The organism is Streptomyces sp. CA-288835 (assembly GCF_050936385.1).
GTDB lineage: Bacteria > Actinomycetota > Actinomycetes > Streptomycetales > Streptomycetaceae > Streptomyces.
The window spans coordinates 702,174-721,830 of the sequence record NZ_JBNJMW010000001.1; the positions used below are offsets into that span (position 1 = coordinate 702,174).

Below are 19,657 nucleotides of genomic sequence, written 5' to 3' on the forward strand. Positions count from 1 at the left end.
GGTTACTCCTCTTGTCGTTCGTGCGCCGCGACCACCAGCTGTCCCAGGGCCAAACCGCCGTCGTTCGGGGGGACTTCGCTGTGGCGCAGGACTGCGAAGCCCTTGTCGGTGAGCAGCGCCGTGCACTCTTCCTCCAGCAGCGCGTTGGCGAAGACGCCGCCACTGAGGGCGACGGTGGTCAGTCCGGTGGCCTGGCGTGCACGCCGACACAGCTCCGCGACGGCCCGCGCCACGCCTCGGTGGAAGCGCGCGGCGAGCACGGGGGCCGGGGTACCCCGCCGCAGATCGGCGATCAGCGCCGTGAGCACGGGTGCCGGGTCGAATCCGCCGGCAGCGATGCCGAAGGCGTACGCCGAGGTGTCGGCGTCCCAGGCCGATGTGGCCGCGGCTTCCAGTTCGAGGGCGGCCTGGGCCTCGTATCCCGCGCGGTGGCACAGGCCCACGAGGGACGACACCGCGTCGAAGAGCCGGCCCATGCTGGAGGTCGCCACGCAGGCCACGCTCCGGGTCAACTGCCGCTCCAGGACAGCCAGTTCGTCGCGCGTGCAGGCGGCGACGCAAGGCAGATCCGCGTCCCACCTCACACCGGCGGCCCACAGCCGGGCCAGCGCCAGGCGGCACGGGTTGGCCACTCCCGCGTCTCCACCGGGCAGCGGGGCGGAGGTCAGATGGGCGAAGCGTCGGTAGCCCGCGTAGTCGGCGAGCAGGATCTCGCCGCCCCACACAGTGCCGTCGTCGCCGTAACCGGTGCCGTCGAACGCGACGCCGATCACGGGCGTGGCGCCGTCGAGGCCGTGCTCGGCCATCGCCGACGCGATGTGCGCGTGATGGTGCTGGACGAAAACGGGGGTGCGCCAGGGCAGGTGGGCGGCTCGCCGACGAGCCCACTGGACCGAGTGGTATCCCGGGTGCCGGTCGGCGGCGACGAGCTCAGGGCTGACCCCGGTCAGACGCCGCATCTGTGACTCCGCCCGCCGGGCCGCTTCCAGGGTGGTCAGGTCACCCATGTCGCCGATGTGCGGACCGAACCAGGCCTGGTCGTCCTCGCCGATGCACAGCGCGTTCTTCAGGTCGCCGCCCACGGCTACCGTCGGCCGCACCGTGACCGGCAGGCGCAGCGGACGGGGTACGTACCCTCGGGACCGGCGCAGCACCTGCTCGCTACCGTCGCGGCGCACGCGCAGCAGGGAGTCGTCGCACGGCGAGGCGATGGCCCGGTCGTGGGCGAGCCAGGAGTCGGCCAGCCCGGACAGCCGGGTCAGTGCCTCGTCGTCGTCCGTGACGATCGGTTCCCCCGAGCGGTTGCCGCTCGTCATGACCAGCACACGCGGACCTGGCGGATCGCCGGGCAGCCCGAACAGCAGGGTGTGCACGGGGGCGTAGGGCAGCATGACCCCGAGGTGCGGGCTGCCGGGGCAGACGCCGGGCGCGAGAACCTCCTGTTGCGCGCGTCGGCGCAGCAGGACGATGGGACGCCGGGGGCTGGTGAGAGTGGCCTGCTCGGCGGCGGAGAGCATGGCGATCCGCCGCACTGCGTCGAGATCCGCGCACATCACCGCGAACGGTTTGCCGCCACGCGCCTTGCGGGTGCGCAGCGTGTCGACGGCCCGAGCGTCGGTGGCGTCGCACGCCAGGTGGTAGCCGCCGAGGCCCTTGACGGCGACGATCCGTCCGGCGGCCAACAGAGCCCGTGCCGCCGCCAGGGCGTCCGTGCCCCGCGCAGGGCGGATCCCGCTACCGGGACCGGGCACCAGGTACAGCCGGGGACCACAGTCGGGGCAGGCCACGGGCTGTGCGTGGAAGCGGCGGTCGCCGACGTCGCCGTACTCCCGGGCACAGGCCGGACACATCGGGAAGCCGGTCATCGTCGTGACCGCCCGGTCGTACGGCATCCCCGTAGCGATGGTGAACCGGGGCCCGCAGTGGGTGCAGGTGACGAACGGGTGCCGGTGGCGGCGGTCGGCCGGATCGGTCAGCTCCCGCAGGCAGTCGACGCAGGTCGCCGTGTCGGGTGGAAGCAGTGTGCGGCCCGCAGACCGCTCGGTGGAACGGATCTGGAAGGCGTCGTCGGCACCGGTGGCGGGCAGGTCCTCGACGCCCACGCCGGTGACGGCGGCCAGCGGTGGAGGCTCGGTGCACAGCCGGTCGCAGAAGCGAGCGACACCGTCGGGCGGGCCCTCCACCTCGATGAGCACACCGCTCGCCGTGTTGCTCACGAACCCCGCCAACGCGAGGTCGGTGGCCAGACGGTGCACGTACGGGCGGAATCCGACGCCCTGCACCGTGCCGCGCACGGTGACGCGGCGGCGCACAGCCTGCGTGGGGGGCGCCGTCACGAGACGCGGCGGCCGGCCACGAGGCCGGATGCGCCTTCGGCGTACTCTCCGGCAGGCTCATGGATGTGGCCGTGCGGGTGTGGTGCCAGGGGAGGCCGGTGGACGGGGGCTCCGTCCCGCGCGGCGAGCACCCGCTCCAGGAGGGTGTCGATGCCGTCGCCGTCGCGGGCGCAGGACCGCACCACTTCCACTCCGGGGTTGACCCGCTGCACATGGGCGTCGAAGGCTGCCGCGTCGAAAGCGGCGGGCTCGGCCAGATCGGTCTTGGTGAGCACCACCAGATGGGCGGAGCCGAACGCGGTGGGGTACTTCAGCGGTTTGTCCTCCCCCTCCGTCACCGCCATGCACACGATCCGCAGGCTCTCGCCGAGGTCGTAGGCCGCGGGGCAGACGAGGTTGCCGACATTCTCGACGAACAGCAGTGCGGTGGCGTCCGGCAGCCAACTCTCCACGTGGTCGCGGAGCTGGCGGGCCTCCAGATGGCACAGCCCGTCGGTCAGCAGCTGTTTCACCGGTGCCCCCGATCGGGCGAGCCGGTGGGCGTCGTTCTCGGTGGCCAGGTCGGCGGTGAGAGCGGCCACCGGGATGCGCCGCTCCACCGCCCGGGCCAGCACCCGTCCGAGCAGTTCCGTCTTACCGCTGCCCGGGCTGGACAGGAGGTTGACCACCATCACTCCACGCCCGGCCAGTTCTTCACGCAGGCTCGCGGCCAGGCCGTCGTTCTTCGCCAGGACGGCCTGAGTGACCTCATCCACGGACTCGCACACAGGCGCTGCTCCTCGCGTTCGGTAGAGGGAGGGACCGGGGCGCCGGTCCGCTACCGATCCTCGGTGCCGTCGCCGACGGGGAGTGGGAGCCCGGCCGGGGGCGGGTCGGCGGATTCGTCCGGGCGGCTCAACGGGGGCGTGGCCGCGGGGTCGGCGAGCAGCACGGGGACCATGGTGTGCAGGGCCGCGACGGCCCGCTCGACCGCATCGCGCACCGGTGCGCTGATGCCCGGGGCGATGTCCTCGTCGCCGCGTGGCCCCACCTCGGGCTCACAGGCGAGTACGAGGACGCGCGGGAGCGGCTCGTCGCCGAGGTGAGCGGCCAGGGCCAGGACCTTCGCCGGGTCCATGCCGTGCGCCTCGGGTGGGGCGGCGCCCGTGGCGCGGTCGGGGAGGTCCGGTTCGATCAACGACAGGGTGCCCGGCCGGTGACCCCGCGCGGCCGCGTCGACCAGGACGGCCGTGTCGTAGCCGTCGAGCAGTTCGTACGCGAGATCCATACCGCGGATGCCGAAGTCCCGTACCCGCACCCCGGACGGCAGCGGTCGCTGGTCAAGGGCGCGGATCACCTCGGGGCCGAAGGCGTCGTCCGCGAGAAAGATGTTGCCGACGCCCGCCACCAGCAGACGCGTACCGGTCCGCGTCACCGGACGCCCCCGGCGACCTGCTCGACGGCCGTTGACAGGGGCCGTGCGGAGCCGTTCGGCAGCTTCCGGACGAAGGCCGAACGCAGGGCGTGGTACGAGGCGTGCGGATCGAAGAAGATGGCGCGCATGCGGGCGAGTTCGGCCCGCCGGTACTCGGCGAGCGGTCGCCGCGCCTCGCCCGCCTGACGTGCCGCGGCCTTCACGGCGATCCGTCGCCCGAGGTCCGGGGCCGCGGCGAGTGCGGCTGCCATGCGCTCGACCTCGGCGGCGAACTCCTGCACCGGCGTCGGCACCAGACGGTCCACAAGTCCGATCCGCGCGGCGGTCGCGGCGCTCACCGGCAACGCCTCGGTCGTCAGCCGCTGCGCCGTCTCGGATCCGACGCGACGCGGCAGCGTGTACGTCCAGTACTCCGATCCGTACAGGCCCATGCGCCGGTAGTGCGGGTTGAGGACGACGCCCTTGCGGCACCAGACCTCGTCGGCGGCCAGGGCGAGCATGACGCCGCCGGCCGCGGCGTTGCCGCCGAGCGCCGCGACCACCAGGCGGTCGGTCGTGCGCAGCACCGACTCGACCAGGTCGTCCATGGCGTTGAGGTTGGTCCAGGACTCGCCTGCGGGGTCGGTCGACGCCTCGATGACGTTCAAATGGATGCCGTTCGAGAAGAAGTCGCGGGATCCGCCCAGCACCAGCACAGAGGTGGGGCGGGTGAGCGCGTACCGGTAGGCGGCGAGCAGCCTGCGGCAGTGGTCGGTACTCATCGCCCCGCCGGGGAACGAAAAGGCCAGAAAACCGATGTCGCCGTGCTGGCGGTACCGGATGTCAGTCCAGGTGTTCCGGCCCGAGGGCAGTTCGAGAGGGGCAGTGACCGCCGGCAGCCACACCGGACGGTCGCCGGACCGAGGCGGATACCCGCTCTCCGCGCCCGTCGTGGCGCCGGGCGGAGCCGGGAGGGAGGCGAGCACGGAGGCCGCCGGGCGGCGGAACGGCGCCGGGTCGCCAGAACTCTTGCGGGGGCGCAGTTCCAGGATCCACACCGCGCCGTCCCGAGTGGCCCGGCAGACCGCTCCGGACCGCGTCGCGAGCAGGTCTCCGGGGCGTCCACGGAGTCGGTCCTCGGGAGCGCCGCCGTGCAGGAACACCTCCCGGCCGAGGAGTTCGTCCAAGACCCCCGGCTGCGAGTCGGCCCCGCGGAGCGAACGCAGCACCGTCTCGGTGCTGTCGTTCTCCCAGTCGATCCTTCGCCGCTCCTGGCGGAAGAAGTCCCGCCACACCACGCGGATCGCGGGATCGCTCTGCGGCTGCGGTTTGAACGATCCGTCGGCGTACCGCTGTACGGCCAGCAGGACGGCGGCCGCGGCGGCGTCGGAGACCTCGCCCCGGTACAGGTCGCTCTTGCCGACCGGCGGCACCGGGAAGGACTCGGCAGCCCACACGTCGCCTGCGTCCATCGCCGCCTCGGCCTGGAGCACCGTCGCTCCCCAGTGGGATGCCTCCTCGGCGATCGCCCAGTCCAAGGCGGACGGGCCGCGGTCGCCGGGTGGCCCCGGGTGCACGATGAGGCAGGTGTGCTCCCGCCACACGTCGTCCGGCAGCGCAGTCTTCAGCATCGGAGCGATGATCAGCTGCGGGCGAGCCTCGCGTACTGCGGCCCGGACAGCTTCGGCGCCGTGTGAGGCGAGAACGACGTCCACCCGGTGCCCTTGGTCCGACAGTTCCGCGAACACACGCTGGGACAGGCTGTTGAACGCGCTGGCGACGAGCAAGATGTCCATGACGCGGCATGTTCGCCGGTCCAGGGAAGGCGGAGAAGGACCACGGCGGCGTTTCGTCAACCTCCGTCAGGTTGCTTCCTCCATCCGGATCGCATTCCTCAGGCTTTAGTGGGCATTTAGGTATGGCTTGCGGTGTTACGTCGCTCTTGCGGCTTGGTCTCTTTGAAGTGATTTGCTCCCTATATACAGCTTCACGGCCTTCCAGGCTCCGACCTCGGCGTCCAGGTCGAAACCCCGGCTCCCGCCAGCCCCCTCCGCCGGCTCGGTGACATCACTCATCGAGCCCACCGCACGCACCCGGCCCCAGTGCACAACGCGTGCACACTTGCGCGGGAACTCCCGGGAACTCACAGGTAGAAGCGGGAAGCGCCCGAACACGGCAAAGGGCCCCAACCAGGCCACAACCCCAGGCCAGAGCCCTGCTGGCAGACGAGTCGGGCTGTACGCCGGGTACTCAACCATGAACGTTGCCATTGCGGCTCGTACGCACCAACGCCACCAACTTCCTGGACCGTCCTGCGCCGATACGCAATTCCTTGCGCAGCGACTCAGCTGACACAGGCCGCTGATACAACTCCCGGTGATGAGCGTCTACTTGCCGAGCACGAGCGAGGAGGGGATCACCAGATCCGGCGCCTTCGTCCATGGGCAGATCTGCAGTCGCAATCTCGCTCTGATCGCCGGAGCGGTGAGCAAGAAGCTCCACCGCGAGCAGAAGTGCCACGGGCGGCCACCCCGCTACCAAGACCGGCTTCCACTCCAGGGCGGGCGCCGCGGCCATGTTGGCCGCGAGGGACACAGCGATGCCGAGCAGAAAAGCCAGCCGCACCACATAGCGCGTACGCCGGTCCCGTGCGGTCGGCTGTTTCAGGACACTGGCGGTCGCCAACAGGAGCAAGCCGTCAACCGACAGCGGCCACAGGGTCGCGCTGGCACGATCCGCCCCACCCTGAAGAGCGAACTCCCGCTGATGCACAGACGAGGCGTACGCCGCAACCGCCCGACCACCAAGGCTCCCGTACGCCGAACCCGCGCCTCCAGATCAGCCCCGAGCCGCACGACGGGCCGCCTCACCGCCCCGCCCTCCCCCGCGCCGTCGGACAGAAGCTCCCCTCAACGACGAGCTGGCCCGTCAAAACCCCCAGCTCAGACCGCCATCCTTCTGCCACGCGCCCCGCCGGGGACTCGAACCTGCGGCCAATCGCCGACGACCTACCGATGCAGCCGGACAACCGTCTCGATCACCAGTTGCCCGCCCGAAATCGATGACCCCCCTTCCCATGTCCTGTGTCCCCCGCCCGGGGCACTCTATGTGGCGCGCTGAAGGTACAGGTCAGCGCGCCACAGTGTGTTTTCTGGTGTTTCTGGGGTGCCTGTGGGTTACGGCCCCGAGGGGCGTTTCTGCCGCGCGTTCGTGAGAAAGCCCAGTTCAGGGGGAGCGCTGCGGCACAACGTGGGGGCTGCTCGTTGGTCGCAGGTGCGAACCCTGTGTGGGCCACGACGACCAGCGGGAACGTGCGCTGTCACCCCTGCTCGGGTGCCGTGCAACCGGCCTGCTTGCGCCGCTGCTCGACGATCCACGCCAGCACCTCAAGCATCACGTCCGCCTGGCGCCGCGCCAGCGCCGCGCCCTCCTCACCGCCGATGGTTTCGAGCTCCCAGCTCACGGTGAGGGGTTCGTGTCGGCCTCGGTTCGTTCCCACGGTTCTCCTCGCTTCCGCTCGGTGAACGGGTCAAGGGCTTCGCGCCGCCGGACGCGACGCCGAGAACGGCCCGGTCCCGATCGAAGTCACCGACGCCGACACACCGGACAGCGCCGACGGTTGAGGCTCGGTTGTCGCGACCACCCCGGCATGGGCATCGGCAAGCTGACGTTCGAGGTCTGACGCTTCCCACCGTCGCCGGGCATGTGGTCGCGGGCTGCGCTCAGGAAGCGGATGGGCGCGCCCCTACTGAGGCGTGCCCTCCGTAACTAGTCTCGAAGGACGGGGAGCCTGACGACGGGGCTGCGGGGCGGGACGGGGGGACCGTGCAGGGGCGACTGCTGAATGGGCGTTACCGGCTGATGGAGTCCATCGGTGCCGGCGGCATGGGCGAGGTCTGGCGCGCCCTGGACGAGGAGTTGGGCCGCGAGGTCGCGGTGAAGATATTCGCGCCGCCCGCGGACATCGACGAGGCCGAGCGCACCGAACTGCTGGCCCGGTTCCGCCGGGAGGCGCGAGCCGTCGCCGCGCTGGACAGCCCGCACATCGTCACGGTCTTCGACCATGGGACGGCCCCGGCCGGCGACTCGGAGCCCGGCGTCACCGGAGTCCCGTACCTGGTCATGCAGTTGCTCACCGGCCGCTCACTCCAGCAGGCGCTGCGCGCGGAGGGCCGCATCCCCCTCGGCACAGCGCTCGACTGGGCGGAACAGATCTGCCGGGCGCTCGAGGTGGCCCATACGGCGGGCGTGGTGCACCGGGACATCAAACCGGCGAACATCATGGTCGGCCCGGATGGCACGGTCCAGGTGCTCGACTTCGGCGTCGCCGCCTACCTGGAGTGCGCCGAGACAGCGTCCCGGCTGACCCGCACCGGACAGCTGCCGATCGGCAGCGTGCTGTACATGGCGCCCGAGCAGTTCCGGCAGGAGTCGACCGACGGGCGCGTGGACCTGTACGCCCTGGGATGTGTGCTCTACGAACTCCTCGTCGGCAGACCGCCGTTCGTCGGCCCTGCGGCCGGGGTGATGTACAACCACCTGCACGACAAGCCCCTCCTGCCGAGCCGCGCCCGCGCCGAACTCACTGAGGCCGTCGACCGGTTGATCCTGTCCCTGATGGCCAAGGAACCGGCGGACCGGCCACGGGACGCGGAGACGGCGCGGCTTGCGGTGGAGCGGGTTCGGAGGGGGCTGAAAGCGGGGCTCCCGTCGTCGGCGGCGGGGCCGTCGGGGTCGGAGCCGGGTCCGGAAGCGGAGCCGTCATCGGCACCGGACCCGCCCGATCCATCGGGGCCAGGATCGGCACCGGACCCACCCGATCCACCGGAGTCGTCATCGGCACCGGACCCGCCGGATCCGCCCGCCCCAGCTCAGCAGCCGCACCTCGTCCGGCAGCCGCCCATCTCGTCGGCCAGTCGTGCACCCGCTCCGAGGCGCCGCCGTCGGCTCCGCGCCGCTGTCATTGGGGCGTTTGCCGCCGCCCTGGGCGTCGTGCTGACGGTCAGCCTGACGGACGGGGGCTTCTCCGGCGAAACGCGGGCCGCGGGCGGTACCCCGTACACGATCGCCGCGGTGCACGAGCCGCTCGGCGCCTCCAGTGAGAAGCGCATCGACAACACCGGACCGGTGAAGCAGGCGGTGCGCGACGTACTCGGCGAGGAATCCGGCCTCGCGGTGGACGTGGTGGGGATCAGCCCGGCCGAGAGCGACTTCAGCAGCATGGAGGGCTACAGCCGCCTCCTCGCCGAGTACCCGGGGCTGCTCGGAGTCGTCGGCGATACGAGAGCGCTGGGCCATACGCCCCCCAGGGCCAACCTGCCGACTCTCTCCGTCTGCGATGACTCGACGACGTACATACACAACGGCAACGGCTTCACCCTCCTGCCGCACAACGACGACTGGACCTGGCAACTGGCCCGCAATCTCGCGAGCCAGGACAAGCTGGAGAACCTGCTCGTGATGACCCAGGAACACATCGCGGACACCTCGGGCGCCCGGCAACTGGCCGCGGCCTTCGAGAAGGAGACGGACGGCGGCACGGCGACGATCAGTACCAAGGACCCCAAGAAGACGAGCAACGCCGAACTGAAGAAGGTCTTCGCACGCGCCGACGCCATGACCATCACCACCGACTTCCACTTCGACGCCGAGAGGTGGGCGGTCCGTATGAAGGAGGCGGGCTTCCAGGGTCCGATCGTCGTGGCCACGGTTCCGTCCAACAGCTGCATCGGCTACGCGACAGTGCCGGACCGTGCCCTGGAGATCCCCGACGGCGTCTACCGGATCCGTTCCATGTCCCATCAGGTGGGCCCCGAGGACTGCTGGCGGATCGACAAGACCTGGTGCAAGCGGGTGCGCGCGCTGCCCGACCGGCCCGGCGCCCTGGAGGAGTACGAGGCTGCGAGCTCCCTGCTCACCGCGCTCAAGACGATCGCCACGGACGGCAGGGAGATCGAAGAGGTACGGGCCTCCGTGATCACCGCACTCCGCGGCGGCCAGCACGACACCCTGCTCGACCGGTACCGCTACGACGCCGACGGCAGACCGAGCCAGCGGCCGCTCTGGCTGGACCGGGCCGAGTCCGGGCAGTGGAAGCAGCTCGGCTTCACGTTGGGAATCGTCGGCGGCTGGGACCGGGGGTGAGTGCCGAGGGGGTGCTGCTCCGGTCCCTGTGCGGCGGCAGCGCCGGATCCCCGCGTATTGAACCGCTGATCGGTGGAGTGGTCCTCCATCGAGCCCGGAGCACATCACGTGTAGGCCAGCCGAATCACATCAATGACGTCATGTCAGGGGTCGTCCAGTTCGCGAACCGCTTCTAGCATGATGTCCCTGGGCCTCACGTCGCCCTCGGGGGAACTCGAGCAGGACCTTTGCATCGGTGATGATCCGCGCGGCATCCCGATAGCCCAATCGTCGCAGCTCGTTCAGCCGCAGAATCGGGCTGCCCGTCGGTCGCAGGTTCGAACCCTTCCTCACTACGGCTGCGTACGCCGCGGCAAACGGGAACGTACGGCGTCAGCTCTGCTCGGACGCCGTCGTGCCAGTACCTCGCCTTCCTCGCCGCCGATGGTCTCGATCTCCCAGGTCACGGTGAGGGGTTCGTGTTGGTTTCGGCTTGTGCCCACGGTTCTCCTCGCTTCCGCGCGGTGAAGGGGTTGTACCGACCAGAACATGTTCTGCCCCGCGTCGGAAACCTCTGGCCAGGGCCAGGCCGGCCCCGGAGGCCACGAGCCCGAACCGGGCTCTACGAGGAAGGTAATGGGGTGGACCGCCTCAGGCCGGTGTCTCGCCGGAGTCGGCCAGGGCCCTGAGGCCGACAATGATGCATTGTAGCCCGAAGGTGAAATTGCGGTCGCGGATCTCGGTGGCCGTGCCGATGTCGCGGCTCGCGAGCTCCCGCAGGGTCGCGAACTCCGTGAGTCCGGACCGCACCGCGTTCGAGACCTCCGCGAAACCCTCGTCCGCCGCCTGCTCGCCGTTCCGCTCCGCCGTCGCCGCGTTCTCAATCATGCGGGTTTCCGCGGTGGCGAACCCACAGACGTACTCCAGGACGAGGGCGGCGGCGCTGTCGGTCTGGTCGGGGGCGAGCCCCGAGCCGCTCACCACGCGCAGCGCAGTGTCCGTCATGCGCAGGGCGTTCGGGCCGATGTTGAGGTACTCGCCGATCAGCCGGGCGGCCCACCGGTGTCGGGCGAACACCGCGCGCAGGCTGCCCGCGAGGGCACGCAGCTGCTCTTCCCAGGCGAGGTCATGCGGGGGTTCCGCGACCTCGCCGAACACCTCGTCCAGGGCCAGCTCCAGCAGCGCACTCTTGGTGGTTACGTGCCAGTACAGGGACATGTGCCCCGCGCCGAGCTGTGCGGCTACCCGGCGCATCGACAGGGCCTGCAGGCCTTCGGCGTCGAGGAGTTCGACCGCGGTCCGCACGATGCGGTCCCGGCTCAGTCCCGGCGGACCGGGCTGCCGCGCGCTGGGTGCCAGCCACACACTCGCCGTCTTGGCCGCACCCCGCTTGCGCTCACCCACGTCCGGCCCCTCCTCGGCGTCGACCCGGCATCTTTTCGCAGGCCTGTCATCGTACGACCGTGCGCCGCACGCCCGGGTCACACCGAACTGTGCCGGTCCGGGTCCTCCGGGTCGCTGGAGGCTACCGCGCCGACCGGTGTCGGAGGGGTGGTCGGCTCCCGTCCGGCCCAGCCGAGGAGCGCGCCGGCCGCGACACCGCCGACCCCCACCGCGAGGGCGCCGAGGAACTGGCTGGTCTCCAAGGCCGAGACGAAGGCGTCGCGGGCCTCCTCCACCCGGCCGCCCGCGGTGGCGAGTGCGGTGGGCAGCGACTCCTCCGCGCCGTCCGGAAGGCTGTCCGGAAGGCCCGCGTCGAATCGGGCAACCAGTGCGGCGCCGAGCGCGGCCACGCCCAGACCGGTGCCCAGTTCCTGGAGCGTGCCGTTGACGCCCGAGGCGGTGCCGGCCCGGGCCGGCGGGATCGCGCTCATCAGGGCGGCGCCGGCGGCGGGGCCCGCGGTGCCCATCGCGAACCCGACGACGATCAGGCCGGGCAGGGTCCAGCCGTAGCCGCTGTCGCTCGTCGCGGCGATGGCGCACAGGCCGAGCGCGGCCACCACCATGCTCAGCGCGACGGTCCGTGCGAGGCCGATCTTCTTGCCCAGGGGTGCACTGGCGGCCCCGCTGCCGATGAGCAGCGCCACGGCGAACGGCACGATCCGCAGGCCAGTCTGGAGCGGGGTGTAGCCGAGGACGAACTGGAGCTGCTGGGTGAGCAGGAACAGCGAGCCGCCCATGCCGAAGGCGGCGAGCAGGCCGCCGAGCGCCGCGCCCGTGAACCGCCGTTCGGTGAACAGTCCCATGTCCAGCATCGGATGGGGTGTCCGGCGCTCCCACAGCGCGAACAGGGCCATGGCCGCCACGGCGACCGCGAGCGGGCCGAGCACCAGCGCGTTCGTCCAGCCGCGCTCCGGTACGGCGATGACGGCCCAGACCAGGGACACCATGCCCAGCACGGACAGCGGCAGGCCGACGAAGTCGGGCCGTTCGCTGTGCGGGTTGCGGGACTCGGGGACCAGCCAGGCGATGGCGACCAGGCCGATGACCGCGATCGGCACGTTGATCAGGAAGACGGAGCCCCACCAGAAGTGGGCCAGCAGGAACCCGCCGATGACGGGACCGCCCGCCATGCCGGCGGCGGACACGGCCATCCAGATGCCGATGGCCTTCATGCGCTCCTCGTCGCCGAAGACGTGCATGAGGACCGCGAGCGTGGCCGGCATGAGCAGCGAGGCGCCGAGGCCCATGGTGACCCGGGCCGCGACCAGCGTGCCGACCGAGGAGGCCAGGGCGCCGATCAGCGAGCCCACGCCGAACAGGGTGAGCCCCGCGAACAGGGCCCGCTTGCGGCCGAAGTGGTCGGCCATGCCGCCAGAGGCGATGAGGAAGCCTGCCAGGGCGAGCGAATAGGCGTTGATCACCCACTGCACGTCGGCCGTACTGGCGTCGAGGTCCTCCATGAGGGTGGGGACGGCGACGTTGAGGACGGTGTTGTCCAGCACCGTCGTCAGCAGGGTCAGGCAGAGGACCCCCAGGACCCACCACTTGCGATCACGTTCGGATGCCGCCATGTGCGTGCTCCTTCCGGTCTCGTACACCATACGATTGAGTCGTACACTGGACGAGACGGTCTAGGGTGCGGATTCCGGCCAACCTGGGAAGACCGTCCGTAGGACCGAGCGCTACGAGAACGGAGACGCATCGCGTGGCACGGGGAATCGGTGACGAGAAAGCCCGCGCCTGGGCGAGCCGGGCGATCGACCTGCTGCTGGCCGACCGGGCCGCCGAACCGCCCACGCCCCTGCGTGCGTTCCCGCTCGCCGGACCGCCGGGCGCGGCGCTGTACCTGAAGGACGAGTCGCTGCGGCCGTCGGGCAGCCTGAAACATGGGGCTGCCCGTGACCTCTTCCTCAATGCCCTGCGCAGTGGCGAGATCGGCCCCGACACCCCACTGTTCGAGGCCACCAGCGGCAACATGGCCGTGGCGCAGGCCTACTTCGCGCGGCTCCTGGGGCTGGACTACACCGCCGTCGTTCCGGGCAAGACCGGTCCGGCCAAGCGGCGCCGGATCGAGGAGCAGGGCGGGCGCTGCCATCCCTTCGACCCGCCGCTCGCCGTCTACGGCAAGGCTCGCGACCTCGCGGAGGAGTCCGGCGGCCACTGTCTGGATCACCTTGAGCGGGTGGGGGACGCGATCGACTGGAGCGGGTCGGACAGCCTCGGCGCCCAGATCCTCGGCGACCTGGAAAAGGCGGGGGAACCGACGCCGGCCTGGATCGTCGTGGGCGTCGGCAGCGGTGCCACCTCGGCTGCCGTCGGCCGGTACCTGCGCATGCGGGGTATGGCGACCCGGCTCGCCGTGGTCGATCCGGAGAACTCGGCGTACTTCCCCGGCTGGGCCGCCGACTTCCCCGGCTACACCACCGGCATGCCCTCCCGGATCGAGGGGATCGGACGGCCGCGGATGGAGCCCGCCTTCGACCCGTCCGTGGTCGACCTGGTGATCCCCGTGCCGGACGTGGCCAGCGTGGCGGCGATGCGCCATCTGCACGCCATCACCGGGCTGATGGCGGGCCCGTCCTCCGGGAGCTGTCTGTGGGGCGCGTTCCAGCTGCTGGACGGCATGCGGCGGGAGGGCACACGGGGGCCGGTCGTGATGGTCGTCGGGGACGGTGGCGAGACCTACCGGGACACGTACTACGACGACGCCTGGACCGAGGCCAAGGGGTGGCAACTGCAGGGACCGCTCTTCGACATGGAGCGCTTCACCGCCACCGGGACCTGGGGGGTCGCCCCGGCCGGGTGAGCCGGTGCGGCGCCCGTACATGGTGTGCGCGGGGCGGGGTGTGCGCCGTGCGCGGGGCCGCCGCGGCGGCGGCCCCAGCGAAGGCCTCAGGCCGTCCGTACCGACACCGGCAGGCTGGTCACGCCGAAGATGTCGGGACGCTGGTGGTAGACCGGGGTGCCGACGGTGGTGTCGGCGTACCGGTCCAACAGGGCGCGCAGCACGATCGCCGACTCCATCCGTGCCAGCGGTGCGCCCAGGCAGAAGTGGATGCCGTGGGAGAAGGTCAGATGGCCGCCCGGGGTGCGGCGCGGGTCGAAGCGGTCCGGGTCGGTGAACTGCCGCTCGTCGCGGTTGGCGGACAGCAGCCAGGTGACCACGATACGGCCGGCCGGGACGTCCACCTCCCCGATCCGGGTGTCCTCGCGGGTGAGCCGGTAAAGGAAGGACACCGGCGGGCGGTAGCGCAGCACCTCCTCCAGGGCCCCAGGGATCAGCGACGGGTCCTGGCGCAGAAGGGCCAGGGTGCCCGGCGTCTCGTCGAAGCTGAGCAGGGCGTTGCTCATGAACAGCGTCGTGGTCAGATGCCCGGCGAGCAGCAGGAACGCGGAGAAGTTGACCATCTGCTTGTCGCTGAGGCGCTCGCCGTCCGCCTCCGCCGCTACCAGCCGGGACAACAGGTCGTCCCGGGGTGTGGCACGGCGGTCGCGGACATGGCCGAGGAGGTAGTCCGCCATCTCGTTGAGCTCGGCGGCGCGGGTCTTGGCGTAGCCGCCCTCCAGGAACTCACCGGCCGTCACCTCGTCGCTGGGCGGCAGCAGATACTCCGCCCAGCGGCGGAACATCTCCCGGTCCGAGGTCGGGATACCCAGCAGCTCGGCGATCACCACCACCGGCAGCGGCCCCGACAACTCCTCCACCAGGTCGAACTCCGTCCGCCCGGCGACCGAGTCGAGCAGTTCCGCGGTGACCGCCTGGATCCGGGGTTCGAGCCCCGCCACCGTACGCGGGGTGAAGGCCTGGCTGATCAGCTTGCGCAGCTGGCCGTGCCGGGGCGGGTCGGTCACGCTCAGGGACGCCTCCGCGAAGTTCGGCAGACCCGGCTCCGGGGGCGGGGCGAGGGAGCTGAAGTCGGAGGAGAACACCGAGGGTTCGGACAGCACCCGCAGGGCGTCGGCGTGGGTGAGGACGTGGCAGGAGCCGCTGGCCGGGTCGATCCACACGGGTGCGTCGCGCCGCATCCGCTTCAGCCACGCGTACAGCTCCCTGCCGTCGCCCACCACGGCCGGCGGCCCTTCGAACGGCGCGGCCTCGGGTGTCGCTGACGTCATCGGATCGTCTCCTCAGGTGGTCTGGACGGTGATCGGCAGGCTCTTCACCCCGAAGATCTCCGGGCTGCGCTCGTAGTAGACGGGCGTACCGACGTCCACGGAGCGGTAGCGGTCGAGGAGTTCGTTGAGGACGATCCGGGACTCCATGCGGGCCAGCGGCGTGCCGATGCAGAAGTGGATGCCGTGGCCGAACGTCAGATGAGTGTTCGGGCGGCGGGAGATATCGAAGCGGTCCGGGTCCGGGAAGTGCCGCTCGTCGCGGTTGCCGGACATCTGCCAGCACATCACCGGCACGTTCGCCGGCAGCGTGATCCCGGCGAGCTCGGTCTCCTGGCGAGTGACGCGGGCCTGGAAGACCACAGGCGGGCGGTGCCGCAGCACCTCCTCCAGCGCGGCCGGCACCAGCTCGCGGTCCTCGCGCACCGCCTTCGCCTGCCCGGGCTCCTCCGCGAAGCTCAGCAGCGTGTTGCCCATCAGCAGCGACGTCGTCAGATGGCCCGCCAGCAGCAGGAAGTTCAGGAAGCTGACGGTCTCGGCGTCGGTCAGCGCGTCGCCGTCCACCTCGGCCGTCACCAGCCGGCTGATGAGGTCGTCGCGGGGGGTGACCCGGCGGTCCTGGACGTGGCCGAGCAGATAGGCGTGCATGTCCTTGAGCTGGCCGACGATGTGCTCGGGCATCGCGCCGTCGGGCACCGCGCCCACCGGCAGCTCGTAGTTGGTCGACAGCAGGGCCTCGCCCCAGCTGCGGAACAGCTCGCGGTCGGCCGGCGGGATGCCCAACATCTCCGCGATGACGATCACCGGCAGCGGGTAGGCGACCGCGGCCACCAGGTCGAAGTCCCGCTCCCCGGCGACCGTGTCGAACAGCTCCCGGGTCAGCGCCTCCACCTTGGGCTCCAGCTGGGAGACCATGCGCGGGGTGAACGCCTGGCTGACCAGACGGCGCAGCTTGCCGTGCCGGGGCGGGTCGGTCATCGTCAGCACGCCCTCGGTGAAGTTGGGGGCGTTCGGGTCCGGCGGCGGCATGATCGCGCTGAAGTCGGAGCTGAACACGTCCGGGGAGGACAGCACCCTCAGCAGGTCGTCATAGCGGAACACATGGGCGGCGCCCGTCATCTCGTCGCGCCACACCGGGTGGCGGTCACGCATCGTCCTGAGCCAGTCGAGCAACTGACGGCCGTCGCCCACCCCGGTCGGGGGCCTCGGCACCTCAGCCGTCCCGGCGGCATCCGTCGGTTCCATCGGTCGGGTCATCGCAGCTTCACTCCTCGCGGGTGGGTGCGGCCGACCGGCGCGCGCAGCGGGCACGGTGCCGGTCCGGCGCTTAGCGCCTGGGGCCGGACGCTATCCCTCGAAACGGCCGCCGACCGGGGCCGGTGCCGGAAGCTGACGCCCTCGGTGCAGGAACGTGCCATTCGAGCGGTGTGCCCGCACGGCCGACCTAGCGTTCCCCTCGAGACGCAGTCGAACGTCCGCGCTACGGGCCGGGCGTCGAGGGACGGGGGACCCAGCGTGCACCTGACGGTCGACGGCACCACCCGCTTCCGCGCGTACGGGCCGCGGCAGCTGGACGACATCGCCCGGCGCTATCCGCTCCCGGACGCCGCGCGCGAGACGGTCCGGCTGCTCTCCCGGGTGCTGCCGTTCCGTGTGAACGAGTACGTGCTGTCCGAACTCGTCGACTGGACACGCGTTCCCGACGACCCCATGTACCAGCTCGTCTTCCCGCAGCAGGGCATGCTCGACGAGGACGACTTGACGGTCCTGCGCCGGCTGGCCGGCCGGCGTGACGACGACGCCGAGGTGGTCGCCGCGGTGCGCGCCGTCCGGGACCGGCTCAACCCGCATCCCGGCGGGCAGCAGGAGCTGAACGTGCCGCGTGACGACTCCGGTCCGGTCCCCGGTCTGCAGCACAAGTACCGGGAGACCGTCCTGTACTTCCCCGGCCAGGGGCAGACCTGCCACACGTACTGCACCTACTGCTTCCGCTGGGCGCAGTTCGTCGGGGACGCCGACCTGCGGTTCGCCGCCCGGGGCCCCGAGGGCCTGATCCGGCATCTGCGCGGCCACCCCGATGTCACCGACGTGCTGGTCACCGGCGGCGACCCGATGGTGATGACCTCCGAACGGCTGCGCACCCATCTGGAGCCGCTGCTCGACGTGCCGACCGTGCAGACGGTCCGGATCGGCACCAAGTCGCCCGCCTACTGGCCGCAGCGGTTCGTCAGCGACGCCGACGCCGATGACGTGCTGCGCCTGTTCGAGCGGATCATCGCCTCCGGACGCATCCTCGCGGTGATGGCCCACTTCAGCCATCCGCGCGAGCTGGCCACACCGCTCGCGCAGCGCGCCCTGGAGCGGATCCGGGGGACTGGCGCCGTCGTGTACTGCCAGGCTCCGCTCATCGGTCACGTCAACAACAGCGCCGCCACCTGGTCCGCGCTGTGGCGGGCCGAACTCGCCGCCGGCTGTGTGCCGTACTACATGTTCGTGGCCCGCGACACCGGGCCCCACGCCTACTACCGGGTACCGCTCGCTCGCGCGGTCGACATCTTCCAGGACGCCTACCGCGAACTGCCCGGGCTCGCCCGGACCGTGCGCGGACCCGTCATGTCGACGACTGTCGGCAAGGTCGTCGTGGACGGGGTGGAACAGCTCCCCGAGGGGCGGTACTTCCGGCTGCGGCTGCTCCAGGCCCGCGATCCGTGCCTCGTCGGACGGCCCTTCCGGGCGCCGTGGTCGGCGACCGCCGCCTGGTTCGACGACCTGCGCCCCGACACGGGCGACGACGAGACACTGCACGCCGGTCTGGAGAGCGGCGAGCCGGTTCGGGCGGAGGTCGTGCGATGAGGGCTGCCGCCGCCGTGTCGTCCAACTCGAGCTCTGGGTCGGGGAGTTGCGCGATGGGTGCCGGGCCGGTCATGCCGCCCGGCTTGGTCCTCGATCAGGAGGTTGTGTGATGAGCGTCGGTTCCGCGATATCGCCCAATCTCGCCCTCGACCAGGAGATCGCCCGGCTGCGTGCCGCCGGGGAGCGGGTGGTTCATCTCGGGTTCGGGGAGGCGCGGCTGCCGCTGCCCGCCGGGCTGGTCCGGGCGCTCGACGACGGTGCGAGGCACACCGCGTACGGGCCGGTCGCGGGGCGGCCCGAGGTGCTGGCCGCCGTGGCCGGGTACCACAGCAGGCGGCGCCTGCCGACCGAGGCCGAGCAGGTGGTCATGGCGCCCGGCAGCAAACCGCTGCTGATGGCCCTGGTCGCAGCCGTCGAGGGGGATGTGCTGCTGCCCCGGCCGGCCTGGGTGACGTATGGGCCGCAGGCGCGGCTGATGGGCCGCAGAGCCTGGGGCGTGGACATCCCGGAGCGGTGCGGTGGCCTGCCCGAACCGGCCGCGCTGGCCGACACGGTGCGGCGGATACGGGAGCAGGGCCGTCGGCCCGGGCTGCTCGTGCTGACCCTGCCGGACAACCCGACCGGCACCCTGGCACCGCCCGAACTGATCCGCGCGGTGTGCCAGGTCGCCCGGGAGGCGGACCTCACCGTCGTCTCCGACGAGATCTACCGGGACCTGCTGCACGATCCGACGGCCGAATTCCTCAGCCCCGCCGAGGTCGCGCCCGAGCGCACAGTGGTCACCACCGGCCTCAGCAAGACGCACGCCCTCGGTGGCTGGCGGATCGGCTCTGCCCGCTTCCCCGCGGGGGACCGCGGCGCCGAGCTGCGCGCCCGGGTCCTCGCCACCGCGAGCGAGGTGTGGTCCTCGCTGGCCGGCCCGCTGCAGAGCGTCGCCCGCCACGCCTACGACGAGCCCCGCGAACTGACCGAGCACGTCGCCCGTGGCGCGCGGCTGCACGCCGCCGTCGCCCGGGCCGTGCACCGCACGATGACCGACGCGGGCGCCGAGTGCCGCGCTCCCGACGGCGGTTTCTACGTCTACCCCGACCTCGAGCCGGCCCGGGCCATGCTCGCCGCCCACGGCGCCATCGACTCGGCGTCCCTGGAGCGGGTCCTGCTGGAGCGGGCCGGTATCGCCGTGCTCGGCGGCCACCACTTCGGCGACGACCCGCACGCGCTGCGCTTCCGCGCGGCGACCAGCCTGCTGTACGGGGTCACCGACCGCCAGCGCCGCAGCGCGCTGGAGTCCGACGACCCCGCCGAACTCCCGCACATACGCCGCGAGTTGGAACGCCTCGCGCAGGCCCTGACGAAGCTGACGGCCTGACGGCCGCCGTGCCCACCGGAGGGAATC

14 protein-coding genes are annotated in these 19,657 nt (G+C 71.5%); 4 read left to right on the plus strand and 10 right to left on the minus strand.

The features are described 5' to 3' along the window. Positions 1-2 precede the first annotated feature (2 nt). From hypF to ACQEVY_RS03370, 6 genes are all read right to left on the minus strand, one after another. Positions 3-2,336: a carbamoyltransferase HypF gene (hypF, locus tag ACQEVY_RS03345; protein WP_432944610.1), complete on the minus strand. Its 2,334-nt coding sequence runs from the start codon at positions 2,334-2,336 to the stop codon at positions 3-5. Next, the gene (gene hypB / locus ACQEVY_RS03350; protein WP_432944612.1) at positions 2,333-3,103 is read right to left on the minus strand and encodes a hydrogenase nickel incorporation protein HypB; all 771 of its coding nucleotides are present in this window, start codon (positions 3,101-3,103) and stop codon (positions 2,333-2,335) included. The genes hypF and hypB overlap by 4 nt, the downstream gene beginning before the upstream one ends. Before the next feature lie 50 nt (positions 3,104-3,153). Continuing rightward, positions 3,154-3,750, minus strand: a complete 597-nt coding sequence (locus ACQEVY_RS03355; protein WP_432944614.1) for a hydrogenase maturation protease — start codon at positions 3,748-3,750, stop codon at positions 3,154-3,156. Then, complete coding sequence (locus tag ACQEVY_RS03360; protein WP_432944616.1) at positions 3,747-5,525, minus strand: enoyl-CoA hydratase-related protein; 1,779 nt, start codon at positions 5,523-5,525, stop codon at positions 3,747-3,749. Before ACQEVY_RS03360 ends, ACQEVY_RS03355 begins: the two co-directional genes overlap by 4 nt. A 454-nt stretch (positions 5,526-5,979) precedes the next feature. Continuing rightward, the gene (locus ACQEVY_RS03365; RefSeq protein ID WP_432944618.1) at positions 5,980-6,501 is read right to left on the minus strand and encodes a DUF2637 domain-containing protein; all 522 of its coding nucleotides are present in this window, start codon (positions 6,499-6,501) and stop codon (positions 5,980-5,982) included. A 547-nt stretch (positions 6,502-7,048) separates the two neighbouring features. After that, positions 7,049-7,228: a hypothetical protein gene (locus tag ACQEVY_RS03370; RefSeq protein WP_432944620.1), complete on the minus strand. Its 180-nt coding sequence runs from the start codon at positions 7,226-7,228 to the stop codon at positions 7,049-7,051. Between the two features lie 326 nt (positions 7,229-7,554). Here ACQEVY_RS03370 and ACQEVY_RS03375 point away from each other — a divergent pair, with 326 nt between their 5' ends. Continuing rightward, positions 7,555-9,873 carry a serine/threonine-protein kinase gene (locus ACQEVY_RS03375; protein ID WP_432944622.1) on the plus strand — a complete coding sequence of 773 codons (2,319 nt, stop codon included), beginning with the start codon at positions 7,555-7,557 and terminating at the stop codon, positions 9,871-9,873. 630 nt (positions 9,874-10,503) lie between these two features. Here ACQEVY_RS03375 and ACQEVY_RS03380 read toward each other — a convergent pair. Then, complete coding sequence (locus ACQEVY_RS03380) at positions 10,504-11,256, minus strand: TetR/AcrR family transcriptional regulator (protein WP_432944624.1); 753 nt, start codon at positions 11,254-11,256, stop codon at positions 10,504-10,506. Positions 11,257-11,333: 77 nt separating this feature from the next. Next, positions 11,334-12,866, minus strand: coding sequence for an MFS transporter (locus ACQEVY_RS03385; RefSeq protein WP_432944626.1), 1,533 nt, complete (start codon positions 12,864-12,866; stop codon positions 11,334-11,336). Between the two features lie 134 nt (positions 12,867-13,000). Between ACQEVY_RS03385 and ACQEVY_RS03390 the strand changes: the two genes are divergently transcribed. Beyond that, complete coding sequence (locus ACQEVY_RS03390) at positions 13,001-14,101, plus strand: PLP-dependent cysteine synthase family protein (RefSeq protein ID WP_432944628.1); 1,101 nt, start codon at positions 13,001-13,003, stop codon at positions 14,099-14,101. 86 nt (positions 14,102-14,187) lie between these two features. On the opposite strand, the gene ACQEVY_RS03395 is transcribed toward ACQEVY_RS03390, so the two are convergent. After that, positions 14,188-15,411: a cytochrome P450 gene (locus ACQEVY_RS03395; RefSeq protein WP_432944630.1), complete on the minus strand. Its 1,224-nt coding sequence runs from the start codon at positions 15,409-15,411 to the stop codon at positions 14,188-14,190. A 12-nt stretch (positions 15,412-15,423) separates the two neighbouring features. Further along, a complete protein-coding gene (locus ACQEVY_RS03400) occupies positions 15,424-16,665 on the minus strand; it encodes a cytochrome P450 (RefSeq protein ID WP_432944632.1) in 1,242 nt (413 codons plus the stop codon). A 258-nt stretch (positions 16,666-16,923) separates the two neighbouring features. On the opposite strand from ACQEVY_RS03400, the gene ACQEVY_RS03405 reads away from it, so the two are divergent. Together ACQEVY_RS03405 and ACQEVY_RS03410 are read left to right on the plus strand one after the other, a co-directional pair. After that, positions 16,924-18,261, plus strand: a complete 1,338-nt coding sequence (locus ACQEVY_RS03405) for a KamA family radical SAM protein (protein WP_432944634.1) — start codon at positions 16,924-16,926, stop codon at positions 18,259-18,261. A 109-nt stretch (positions 18,262-18,370) separates the two neighbouring features. Further along, a complete protein-coding gene (locus ACQEVY_RS03410) occupies positions 18,371-19,630 on the plus strand; it encodes a pyridoxal phosphate-dependent aminotransferase (protein WP_432944636.1) in 1,260 nt (419 codons plus the stop codon). Positions 19,631-19,657: the final 27 nt, after the last annotated feature.